General features: G+C 39.3%; 10 protein-coding genes and 2 pseudogenes. 8 read left to right on the top strand and 4 right to left on the bottom strand.

All coding sequences use genetic code 11. From position 1 onward, the window contains the following. Positions 1-51: 51 nt before the first annotated feature. The 6 genes from MA_RS29665 (at position 52) to MA_RS14415 (ending at position 5,914) form a co-directional block, all read left to right on the top strand. Complete coding sequence (locus MA_RS29665; RefSeq protein WP_011022712.1) at positions 52-1,767, top strand: sensor histidine kinase; 1,716 nt, start codon at positions 52-54, stop codon at positions 1,765-1,767. Between the two features lie 193 nt (positions 1,768-1,960). Beyond that, on the top strand, positions 1,961-3,163 hold the full coding sequence (locus MA_RS14435) for an aldo/keto reductase (protein WP_011022711.1): 1,203 nt from the start codon (positions 1,961-1,963) through the stop codon (positions 3,161-3,163). Positions 3,164-3,827: 664 nt separating this feature from the next. Continuing rightward, positions 3,828-3,995, top strand: a complete 168-nt coding sequence (locus MA_RS28765) for a hypothetical protein (RefSeq protein ID WP_226990609.1) — start codon at positions 3,828-3,830, stop codon at positions 3,993-3,995. A 460-nt stretch (positions 3,996-4,455) separates the two neighbouring features. Next, complete coding sequence (locus MA_RS14425) at positions 4,456-4,908, top strand: hypothetical protein (protein ID WP_011022709.1); 453 nt, start codon at positions 4,456-4,458, stop codon at positions 4,906-4,908. A gap of 136 nt (positions 4,909-5,044) precedes the next feature. Beyond that, the gene (locus tag MA_RS14420) at positions 5,045-5,482 is read left to right on the top strand and encodes a DUF3795 domain-containing protein (protein ID WP_011022708.1); all 438 of its coding nucleotides are present in this window, start codon (positions 5,045-5,047) and stop codon (positions 5,480-5,482) included. Positions 5,483-5,680: 198 nt separating this feature from the next. Beyond that, on the top strand, positions 5,681-5,914 hold the full coding sequence (locus MA_RS14415) for a MoaD/ThiS family protein (protein WP_011022707.1): 234 nt from the start codon (positions 5,681-5,683) through the stop codon (positions 5,912-5,914). 1,387 nt (positions 5,915-7,301) lie between these two features. Here the strand turns inward: MA_RS14415 and MA_RS14410 are convergent. Further along, positions 7,302-8,075, bottom strand: coding sequence for an NAD(P)/FAD-dependent oxidoreductase (locus tag MA_RS14410; RefSeq protein ID WP_011022706.1), 774 nt, complete (start codon positions 8,073-8,075; stop codon positions 7,302-7,304). A 134-nt stretch (positions 8,076-8,209) separates the two neighbouring features. Beyond that, a pseudogene (locus tag MA_RS29660) lies at positions 8,210-8,430 on the bottom strand (transposase); the annotation flags it as partial. A gap of 268 nt (positions 8,431-8,698) precedes the next feature. Between MA_RS29660 and MA_RS28215 the strand changes: the two are divergent. Further along, positions 8,699-9,124, top strand: coding sequence for a hypothetical protein (locus MA_RS28215; RefSeq protein ID WP_226990608.1), 426 nt, complete (start codon positions 8,699-8,701; stop codon positions 9,122-9,124). Between the two features lie 26 nt (positions 9,125-9,150). Here the strand turns inward: MA_RS28215 and MA_RS14400 are convergent, their stop codons facing one another. Continuing rightward, positions 9,151-9,957: a transposase gene (locus MA_RS14400; RefSeq protein WP_011022704.1), complete on the bottom strand. Its 807-nt coding sequence runs from the start codon at positions 9,955-9,957 to the stop codon at positions 9,151-9,153. Positions 9,958-10,208: 251 nt separating this feature from the next. Here MA_RS14400 and MA_RS14390 point away from each other — a divergent pair. Further along, positions 10,209-11,666 (top strand): annotated as a pseudogene (locus MA_RS14390) (IS66-like element ISMac8 family transposase). On the opposite strand, the gene MA_RS27165 reads toward MA_RS14390, so the two are convergent. Further along, positions 11,641-12,048 (bottom strand): hypothetical protein, encoded by a 408-nt coding sequence (locus tag MA_RS27165; protein WP_011022702.1) that lies wholly within the window; start codon positions 12,046-12,048, stop codon positions 11,641-11,643. The pseudogene MA_RS14390 and the gene MA_RS27165 sit on opposite strands and share 26 nt — an antisense overlap. Positions 12,049-12,330 lie beyond the last annotated feature (282 nt).

Genomic DNA, 12,330 nt, shown 5'->3' with positions numbered 1-12,330 from the left:
ATTGTACAGAGAGTAATTTCCTGCAATCGTCCGGAAAGAATTGAAGTTAAAATGGGAGAAAGAGTATACCTGCTCTCATTCCATTCTCTAGCCGGAGAGGAGCGCGTAAACATTTACGGATTCGACATAAGTGATCAAAAAGAGCTTGAGGGAAAACTTCGGGAAAATGAGGAAAAGTACCATAAGCTCTTCGAGTACATGCAAGAAATCTTCTTTATAGCTGACGAGCTTGTCCCCGATGAAGCAGGCAAACCAGTAGACTACCGCTTTGCTGAGGCAAATCAGACTCGTGAATCCCGGATGAGAGTTTTGCCGGAAGAAATAACTGGCAATATGGAATTCGAAATTCACCCAGGACTGGATACATTATGGATTAGGAACTATGATCGGGCAGCCCTTACTGGCAAGTATGTGCAGTCCGACCATCATGCTGACGGACAGGAGCAACATTATCAGGTGCCACTACACCGGATCAAACCAGGTAGATTTACCACCATCTTTCAAGACATCACAGACAGTAAGCAGGTTGATTCGGCGCTACGCGAGGATGAGAAGCCATTGCCCTTTGCGCCCGAACCCAGTCACATCGGTGTGTGGGACCTCGATCTGGTGGATCGTACCATCCATCGGTCGCTTGAGCATAACCGAATTTTCGGCTACAAGCAGGATGTGAAGGCACAATGGGAGAGCGAAATGATGTACTGCATGCTCTTCAAACACTGCAGGGATGCTATTGTCCTGGCCGACCCCAGAGATGGGGGAAAAATCCTATCGGCTAATCCGGCTGCCTGTAGCATGCTGAGATGGTCTGAAGAAGAGCTTATCGGCAAGGGACTCGATGTGATGTTTGACCCTCAGAACCCGGCGCTATCAACCTTGTTGGCTGAACGTGCGCACCCTGGATCGTTAAGAGCCCAGCTCATTTACAGGCGTAAGGATGGAACTACGTTTACTGGAGAGGTAAGTATCGCCTCCTTCACTGATAGTAATGGAGAGCCAAGGACAGTCGATATCATTAGAGACATTACCAAGCGCAAAAAATCCGAAGAAGCTCTGGCAAACATTGAGACTGTCCGTAAACAGGAAATTCATCACAGGATCAAGAATAACCTGCAAGTGATCTCCTCACTGCTGGATCTGCAGGCTGAACAGTTCAAAAACAGAGAATGCATTAAGAATTCGGAAGTTCTGGAAGCCTTCAGAGAAAGCCAGGCCAGAGTAATATCAATGGCCTTGATACACGAAGAGTTGTACAAAGGCGATGGGCTTGAAATGCTAAATTTTTCACCGTATATTGAAGAACTTGCTAAAAGTCTTTTCCACACTTACAGGATCGGAAACTCCGATATCCGCTTAAAGCTGGATTTGGAGCAGAATATTTCATTTGACATGGACACTGCTGTTCCTTTGGGGATAATTGTTAATGAACTTGTTTCTAATTCCCTCAAACACGCTTTTCCAGATGGAGGGACGGGAGAAATCACAATAAAACTACATAGAGAAGAAAACGGAGAACAAATTAATAACCCGAACAAGAACTGTAGTGTCAATTTCATTCTGTCCGTCTCAGATAACGGAGTGGGCATTGCCGAAAATCTCAATATTGAAGATCTCGATAGTCTGGGGCTTCAGCTTGTAACTACTCTTGTCGAGCAACTAAATGCAGAACTTGAACTGAAAAGGAACAATGGGACGGAATTCATTCTAAAGTTTATAGTAACAGAAAAAAAATCAGGTATTAACACCAGCCCGGCAATTAATGGATAATGATTAATCTGGTGACCCAGAATTACTGATTGATATAAATACGGTAGTGTATCGAAGGTTCCGTAAATTCTGATCAACCCCGTACCTTTTATCTCTACCAAAAAACAGGATTTATCATTTTTTGGTAATGGATGAAGCCATTGAAAATCGGAGGCATAAGAGCTTCTTGAATTTTCAGCAAAAGGAGAAAAAAATGTTGTACAGAAAAATACCTAAGAACGGAGATGAACTTTCAGCACTGGGATTCGGATGCATGCGCCTTCCTATTAAAGAAGACGGTACAATAGATGAAAAACGTGCAACTAGCCAGTTACACTACGCAATCGATCACGGTGTAAACTATATTGACACGGCCTGGATGTATCATAGGGGGCAGAGTGAGCCCTTTTTAGGACGTGCTCTTGCTGACGGCTATCGGGAAAAGGTTAAACTTGCCACAAAGCTTCCATCTTGGATTGTAGAGAGCCGGGAGGATATGGATAATCTCTTGAATGCCCAGCTGGAGAAGCTCCAAACTGACCATATGGATTATTATCTGTTACAGGGTCTCGTAGGAGAAACCTGGGATAAGTTGGAAGCTTTTGGTGTGGTCGATTTCCTTGACAAAGCCAAAAGCGACGGACGAATTATTAACGCAGGCTTTTCCTTCCACGGGCCAACTGACGATTTCAAGCGGATTGTAGATGCATATCCCTGGATTTTCTGCCAGATCCAGTATAATTTCATGGATGAAAAGAACCAGGCGGGAACCGAAGGGCTCGTATACGCAGCTTCGAAGGATCTGGGTATAATTGTGATGGAACCTCTCCGCGGCGGGAACCTGGCAAATCGAGTTCCCACTGAAGTTAAAGAAATCTGGAACGAGGCATCTGTAAAACACACACCTGCAGAATGGGCCCTTCGCTGGGTGTGGAACCATCCCGAGGTTACGGTTGTGCTCTCAGGCATGAATGAAGAGTCTCACATAGAGGAAAACCTGAGGACAGCAAATGAAGCTTTCCCGAATTCCTTCACCGAAGAGGAACTGCAGCTGGTAAAGAAAGTGGAACAAAAATACCGTCAGCTTGTGAAGATTGGCTGTACTGGCTGTCGGTACTGCATGCCCTGCCCTTCAGGAGTTAACATTCCCGAATGCTTTGAGATTGACAATAACCTGCATATGTTCGGGGACGCGGATGAGGCCAGATTCACGTATGCAATGAGAATGGGTGGAATAATCACAAACACCGAGCCCGAAGGACTTGCATCTCAATGCATTGAATGCGGTCAATGCATTGAGAAATGCCCACAGAATCTGGAAATACCCGATCTTCTCAAAACTGTGGCAGAAGAGCTTGAAGGGGCTGACTTTGAACAAAGGATAGCTATGTTAAGGCAGGCTTTCATGAAAAGGTAACAATAGAGCAATCCATGAGCTAAATGTACTGGGAGTTAGCTCAATAAAGGATATGTGTTCTGGAACTATGCAGATATAGTTGATAACTTTTCAGTGAAATTGCCAGTTAGTCTTTAATATATTTATTACACCATATATTTAAAAATTGAAATATCTATCGTCAAGTTTGAAAGTTACGGATGTGCCCGTGAGTTATTGAAAACCGTGCGTGATAGAATCTCTCGGTACTTGTAAAAAATCATCCCACTAAATTTGGAAGTGATTGAGTTATGACGTATAATTCGAAACAGATTAAGAATACCGCAAAAAAATGAGGGCTGATCTTTGTAGCATAGCGACTGTGGGTAGGTTCAAAGATGCTCCCAAAGGACATCACCCGGTTGACATATATAAGGATTGTAAGTAGGTAATTGTCTTTGCAAGGAAAGTTCCGAGTGGGTTACTTTTTGCAGACAATTGTGTTCATTATATACATGTAAATAACATTATTACGCAAGAAGTTGATAGCCTTGGAATAAAACTTAGCCTCACCCTTGAAGAATCCGGCATAGAAGCGGTAGCTATTCCCTCTGATGATCCACTTGAGCACTGGGAACTAGAAAAGCAATATGCAAGGGCAGTCTTATCGATGAGAAATTCGGGTTATCTTGCGGGGCTGGGTGTCTTGGGTAAAAATACACTTCTGATAAACGATAAGTATGGTAATATGATCCAGATAGGGGCTATTTTAGTCGATGTCGAACTTGAGCCTGACCCTATCGCTACCTACCAGAGCTGCCTGCCGGACTGCAGCCTTTGCCTGGACTCATTGTCCGCAGAAAGTACTGTATGAGCTTACAGTTAACCAGAAACTTTGCTGGCCCCCTGTCCAACTATGTAAATGAAAAAGGCTTCGTTTTGAAAAAATGCAATGTTTGCAGACGTATCTGCCCGTACTGCCTCGGATTGAGTTAATTATAGGTTATCCGCTGCTTTTACTACATTTTCCCTGCTACTTTTTAGATCAGTCAAAACCTGATTTTCCTTAAACGCTAACTTTTTGTAATTATTTAGCTACCTTTATCACAATACCTTTATATAACTTTTGGAGATTTGTGATTTTACATAACTTCTGGTGCACTGTCGTCATTGAAAATCGGAAACACAATAGTTTCTCGAGATTTTTTGTCGAATGAAGGGAAAATGTACTCTTTTTTGAAATTGATCAATAACTCGAGGAGGCGACCCAAAATCTCAACCAGCTACAAGGAAATTATATAAATACATATCGATAAGATTATATACTATAAATAGTGAGCTATCTGGAGTTTCACGGCCTGATAAAAACGAATAAATCAGGTAATCGAGAACTGGATCAAAATATCCCCTATTTTGTAACATGTACAGGGTGCGGGAAAGAAGTTTCCGGAAATGAATATGTCAAAGAGAACAGACGTGCAATATGCGAGGAATGTTATCTGGAAGAGCACCAAAAAATCAAGTTCCCAGACCCTCTGGCAGTACATTCTAAGAAACTCTTCAGAAATAAGCACGGTCTAAAAGGGTCAAATGGGCTGACCGAACTTCAAAAAGAAATATATGAATTTACACAGGAGGAAGGTCAGGTTACACCCGAAAAAATTTCGAAATTTTTTGGACTTATGCCTAAGGAAACAAGCAACCAGCTTGCAATATTGAGACAATGTGAACTTGTGAAGTATCAGAAAATAGTAGACGAAATTTACATGGTACCTTTTGATTTTTGAATAGGTTTTAACTTGAAACATAAGAGGAAGCTAAACGTTGACAGAAAAAAATACGAGAAAGAAAAAAATACGACGTAGTTGGGACCAATCTGTCTCTGAATTTAGGCAATCAGATACGACTATTGAAGCATAAGAGATGAAGTTTATGGATTTGAGAGAATTGAGAGAGTTAACCGCACCATGCGGTTTGGATTGTTTTAATTGTCCTTGTTATCTGGCAAATGATAATGAAGAGCTCAGAAAACAAATAATGTCATTTTCGGGTCTTCCATATGAGGAAGCTTCTTGTGAAGGATGCCAAAAAGAAAACGGGAATTGCCTGCGTTTCATCCAGAAGGAAGGACCCTGTAAGGCATATAAATGTGTCAGTTCGAAAGGCATTAAATCGTGTGCTGGTTGCTCTGATTTCCCCTGTGATAACCTTTATCCCTATGCAGACTGTGCATCGATACTTCCGCATAATATAAAGATTTATAATCTGGCCCTGATCAGAAAGATGGGCTTGGAAAAATGGGCTCAAGAAAAAGCAAAGCTTGTAAGAGAGACATACTTCACTCAAAAATTTGACGTTTAGAGTTAATTCCGGGCTAATCTTTCTCTCTTCAAAGAAAAAGACCGGATAAAGCATTCTCAGAATAGCTTACTTTGGATGAGTCTGTCTTAAATATTACTACTTAGGAATTTGAGACTTCATGCCTACTGTTTTCCTGTTGAACTGCACCAGGTCCAATAAAAGAAATTCTAGATTAAATTCCAGCAAACGGGTGATTGAGTGAGTAAAAAAGTACACGTACAAATCCAGGCTGGAGCTCTTTGTGGAGCAATGGAAGAGATTTCTGAGCAGACCGTAGAAATCGGTGAGAACTTCACCTACGAAAATCTGCTCGATATATTGGGAATAAATGAGGGAACTGTAATCGTATTAAACGAAGGTAATGCTGTTCCTCTTGACGGGATAATAAGTTCCGACAAACTTACGATCATGAGAGTTGTTTCAGGGGGTTGACCTCCCTAAAAGACAGAATCCTTTTTTCTCATAGCTTTTTTCGATTATTTACAACTTACAGCTTAACCCCTGTACGCTAACCACATACAGTAAATTAAGAATAGAAATATTTGAAGTTCGGCATCAAAGGGGGAACGTTCGAGATTTTCCTTGTTGTGAGGATTTTACAGAGTTTGTGAAATGACTGCCGAAGAGTATAAAAAATGTACTTCAATGGAATAAACAGAGACAGAGAAGTATGCTGTTTTTAACCTTTACCTACGCTGTAGTTGAATGAGTGAAGCTTAACAGGCAGGAATAAAGAGAAAAGGAAAACAACCACGTTTTTTCAAATTGGCTATCTTGCTTTTAATTTGAAAATATAAACGCGAGTAGATCCAACAATATAAATTATGCAATTATAATATTTAAAATATCTCAGAGAGTTAACAGAAGTATTATCTTTAATAAGTAATGTGTGAATTTAAATATATAGCATACCTATTTATATGCATTAAAGGACGAGATCAACAATTATAGCTTGAATTTCACACAGAATCTTACAGACAGGCAAACTGTTCTCTTATATAACCAGACTTTTGAATACAATAGCGAAACAGCATGCTGAAGTCAATATCCTGTTACTATCGCTGGCACTTATAGATACAAGCGCTGGCTTCGCAAACTACTCAACGACATCAGCAATTTTGCAGCCTTGAACAACAGGCACTTCTACAGGCAATCTCACGTCCAAACATCGTTTTTGAAATCAACCTCTAACTCTCTCCTCTTCTTACTTTAGTGAGCAAATTCCTCTATTATCCCCTAAAAAAGCGCTAACGCTCAAAACTAATTAAGGCATATAACCTATGAGTAACGAAGAGGCTATATCGTACCCTGCCACAACAGTAGAGAACATTACCGACGGCATCAGCAACTTTGATATTGCAGCCTTGGATTGAAGAACGAGGGAAGTAACAAAAGCAATTTATGTTTATTTTGTGGGTGTGTTTACAGGTGAATCTAAGAGGCTGTCTTTCAGATAGGCTCGATATTTTTGTCGTGTGTGAGGAAGGACAAACTTTTACACACCCCATTTATATTTGGTTGTTATGCTTCACTGCTCCCACCTAAATTTTGCGTTACATTATTCCAAAAATAAGGATAAAAACATTTAATAAATTTCCACTGTCTTTTCATGTACTCTATCTCATTTGATAGACTACTATTATAACTCAGTTCGATTTCTGCACAATCGGTTAACTCTAACGACTTTTGTTTTATACATGCATTTGATAAGCAAAGTCCACTTATCAATGCTATTGAAATACCTTCACCGAATGGATTTAAAAGTCCCGCAACTTCGCCTGCAAAAAAAACCCTTCTATTTCTTAAAACTATAGGAAAATCAGGGTATAACTAACGGTATATACCATGATTCATCTTTGATTTCTTTGATTATTTCAAAATTAATTTCTTTTCTTAGAAACGAAATAAATTGGTTGTGAAAATATTTTGATTTAGTCAATGTTTTCGCTATCGTACCTACAACAATATGGTTATTTTTGGTGTTTATCCATGAATCGTATTCTGAGAAATTCTTTGAAATATAAGCATAAAACTTTGATCTATCAATAGAAGCCCTTGCGTTGTAGTATTTTTGATATGTAACCAACTTATTTTGCTTTGGCGTATTTGTCATTATCCTTGAAGTTCCGCTGACTCCGTCACATGCAATTACAATTTTAGAGTTAATTTTGTAAACGCTATCGCTTTTTATTGTTAATGTAACTCCATTTTCATTCTCATCCAATTTTACAACCCTTGAATGATCTATAAGATCTGCTCCTGCCTTAATTGCATGTTGTACTAGCCAATAATCAAATTTATCTCTTAAAATGTTTAAACCTTTATCTGGAAAGTCTCGTGGCACCATATATTCATCAATAATAGTAATTCCATTAGTCTCATAGGGAGTGCATTTGACATTATCAGGGATATTATCAAAATATTTCTCAAGTATATCTACTGACTTTTTTATCAGGATTCCAGAACAGGATTTATTGCGTGGTAAACCATGTGCTTCTACAATAAGCACCTTAAAGTGCTTAGCAAGGTTATATGCACTCATACTGCCAGCAGGACCGGCACCGATGATTGTAATGTCATATTGTTTATCCAAACTCCAATTCTCCTTAAACCAGAACCTAGTGCAAATTTAATACATGGCTTAGACTTTAATTACAGTCACTTATAAACCTATCCGAAAAGTGTTGTGACCCACTGGAACTATTACAGCATGCCATTATTGGCTTTTCAGAGGGCTCTTAGAGCCTGTCTGAATATCATATTTCTTATACTCTTACAGGTTAAACGACCCAGTCGCCGAATCTTTATATGAATCATCGCAGATATATCAATACTTGACTTGATTCTGTCAATCCTTCATAATCTTTACTCAAACGTCAATATCTTCACAGCCATGCAAACGTACGCTCTACCACTCATCTGTGGGGAAGTACTTTAAAACCTCTGATTTAGAGCCTATCCGAAAAGTCTCATGACCTGTTGTAACTATCATCAGGTAATGTTAACAACCGAAAGGATATTCGAATATTATGACCTGTTACAACTTTTAAGAAATGCCATTGTTGACTTTTCGGATAGGCTCTAAGTACATTTATTCGCAGGGGAGGCAACAGCCAGCCAGATCAGCGGCTGGTTGTCCATGATCCGAAGAAAGTCAGAAGAATTGCCGGAATAACTATCGAATGGATGAAGAGCCTACTGGATACTGCCCATCCCATGAGCGGCTTAGCGCCGACCATTATTTCGGTGTGGGAACAGGGACACGATATCATCTGCCGGGCCGCTCCGCACCTGCTCTTAGCCCATATACCAAAAGAGAATCCGGTTGCACCTGTCGATGCCATAATCGTCCTCACCCATTTCGATATCGCTGCACCGGCATTTGGTATCGGTACGCGCTGGGCAGGTTTTGTTGCGATGGCGGCTGCCTCCTATGAACCTCTCCAGAAGAGTCTTTTTAATTTTTTCTGGTTTTTCTTCAATTTCAAGACAACCACAAAATTTCATCCCAATTTGAGCAAATCAATTCACTCATTTAAAAATGTTGATTCATTTACACAAGCATTCACCAAAATTTTCCAAATTGTGGAACTATTTTTGTGGGAATTTCCGACAGCTACAGCTATAAGCCATCAAGTTTAAGAACTAATTATTCTCCAATTCTAGCATTATCCATATTGGAATCTTGCTCTCATTAAAGGTGAGAAACCTTTCCATTTTCCAGTGCTGAAACACCGTTTGTTGAAAAAAGTAAATAGATTGTAACAAAAATTAGTTAGTCCATTATCGGTTTTGAATGACCTTACTTTGTCTACTATATCACATATCAAAGAAAATATTTGTTCCATTGTATTATCTGTCTCAGGTGTAAAACCTTTTTTCAAGAAGCTCACATTCTTGCTGAAAATCTCTTCGGCATAAGAAATCGCTTTATGAGACGCTTCAGAAAGTTCAAGATCAGAGTTAAATTCTCGTATCTTCTGAATATGCGCAACAGCACTGATAACCGTATCAGAAAGTATCAATTGAGATATCTCATTGTAGGTAATCTTATCGTTATCTGGAATCTCTTCAACAGAACTGAATTCCTCATAATACCTCTTACTAACGTTTTTTAATTGATGAAACACACAAAAAGAATGAGTCACTTCAGGAAAGACCATTTTTACGGCTCCAATGATCGCTTTATCCTCATCAGAAACAATCTTTTTGATTTTATCTTCAGGAAATCGGTTCTTTATTCGTATGAAAAGAGGCATCAGAGCCTCAATTGTTGGTAACCTCTCAGTTACTTCAAAATCTAAAATGACCTTCTCTTTGGTAGCAACAACGTAAACAGATTTATATCGCATTTTTTTCCATTCTTTCTTTGTGAGTTTCGTTCCAATAAATTCTTCAAGCTTTTTTTTCCATCCATTCTTGATCCAATTCCCATCAACATACAATGTTTCTTCAAAGCTAACTCCTTGGTTCAAAAGTTCTTGCTTTGAAAGTTTTGCTAGTTTCTGTTCATATAACCACAATGAAGTGGGACAAGGAGCTCTTCCACAGACATTTATTACTCCTTCTGTATATGTTTCCCCAATTCGCCGAGAATTGTGCAGACTGCATCGTCCATCGTATCTGACATTTATTGTAACTATTCATCTATACCTTCGTAAAAGCAATTTTTCCTCGTTTCGAGGAAAAATTGGATATAAATTGAATACTATTTCATTTCGTTATCATGCTTACACGTGAAGAGATCCTTGAAATTTATGAAGCTGGTCCTGAAGCAGTTATTGCTGTAATCCAGAGACTTGAGTATATCATAGAGAAACAAGCTTCTCAGATTGCTGAACTTGAAGAACGTGTAAGAATTTTAGAGGCTCGTTTGAATCAAAACAGCCAAAATAGCAGTAAACCTCCTTCTACTGATGTTTTTTGTAACGAAAAACCAAAACCTAAGAGTCTCCGTAAGAGTAGCGGCAAAAAAGCCGGTGGTCAAAAAGGTCATCCTGGAAAAACTCTTAAACTGGTTGAAAACCCTGATTAGATAAAATACCATTCGCCGGAATACTGCGATCATTGTGGTCATCATCTTGAAGATACTGAAGTTCAGGACTATGAACGTAGGCAAGAAGCTGAAATTCCTCCTGCCCAAATCATATTTACTGAACATCGTTGTGAAATCAAGAAGTGTCCTCACTGCGGGAAAGTTAACAAAGGTTCTTTTCCAGAGTCTATAAAATTCCCTATTCAATATGGTCCTCGTCTTTTAGCCTCAATTCTGTATTTGAGGAACTATCAATTTATTCCATATGAAAGGATTTGTGATTTGGTAGAGGACTTCTACGGCGTACGTATCAGCCCTGCTACCATAAAAAGGGCGGAAATAGAATGTTTTCAGAACCTGCAACCTTTTGAAGAAGCTGCTATGAAACATCTATTAGCGTCTCATACTGCTCATTGTGATGAGACAGGGATGAGAGTTTTAGGGACGAAATGGTGGCTTCATGTTGTCTCAAACAATTTATGGACCTACTATTTCCCACATCCAAAAAGAGGGACAGAAGCAATGGATGCTCTGGGATTTCTTCTGCAATACAATGGGGTAGCAGTTCATGATGGATTTGCTTCATATAACAAGTATGAATGTGAACATGCTCTGTGCAACGCTCATCTTAAACGGGAACTTACCGGGATTGAAGAGAATTTTGAGCAGCAATGGGCTAAAGAGATAAATGAACTACTCAGTGAGATGAAAAAGTATACTGATGAATGTAGGGAGATGGAAATTCCAATAGATCCAGAAAAAGTAAGGGAACTCGAGGGAATATACGATGCAATAATGCAGGGAGGAATTGAAGAAAATCCACCGCCTGATCCCTTAAAAGAACAGGTGAAAAAGAGAGGAAGAAAAGCACAAACAAAAGCAAAGAATCTCCTTGATAGGTTCATACTACACAAGGAACAGATTCTGCGATTCCTCAATAACCTGAGAGTTTCGTTTGACAACAATCAAGCGGAAAGAGATATCAGGATGATGAAGCTACAACAGAAAATATCAGGAACTTTCAGAAGTATAGAAGGAGCGGTAGCTTTCTGCAGAATTAGGGCTTACATATCATCAATTAAAAAGAATGAACTCAATGTCATGGATGCTATTCTAGCGGCGCTCAATGGAGCGCCGCTATTAGCCTGAGAATTACGGCATTGCTCAAAAAACATACTTTTTTATCGGTGGCTGAATAGTTACCATTTATTTGTGTATCATAATATTCAGAACTGTAATTTGCAGAACCCTGAACACCAATAACCCGATCATGATAATGTTTCTTACAAGTGGGACAAAGCCAGTATGTAACATTGAGAGATATAGTGCCGTAACGTGATATAATAAAACGAGTGTGATGAGAGTTAACATGTAATTTACTTCCACAACTATCACACTGAGTAGGGGAGAATATAGAGAACATAGGATAGTATCGATTTCCAACCAAAACTTTTGGCAAAGGAATTATTATTTTGCCGTCAACTATCGTTTTTATCATTGATTTATCTATTGCAATGTTTCCTTTTCCCATAAATAGAAAAAATATATCAATATAATTAAAATTTTATTGTTTTGCACGATATAGAGGGAAAACGAAAAACCAGAAAATAATAAAAAGTCTCCTCCAGAAAGAACTTGATCTGCCTGCTGGACGGAAATGTAGCTACACGATGATGTTTGGCTACCCTCAGTACAAGGCCTATGGGATTCCCCGCAGGAAACCCTTTGAGGTGACATGGCAGTAAGATTTTAAGATGAAGCAAATCACCATGACAAAAGTTACCCCTCTCATCGGAAGCTAACGGAAGAACGC

The sequence above is a fragment of the Methanosarcina acetivorans C2A genome, from assembly GCF_000007345.1.
In the GTDB taxonomy this organism is placed as follows: Archaea; Halobacteriota; Methanosarcinia; order Methanosarcinales; family Methanosarcinaceae; genus Methanosarcina; species Methanosarcina acetivorans.
The sequence above is the reverse complement of the archived record's forward strand: the minus strand, read 5'-3'. Positions and strand labels throughout refer to the sequence as shown.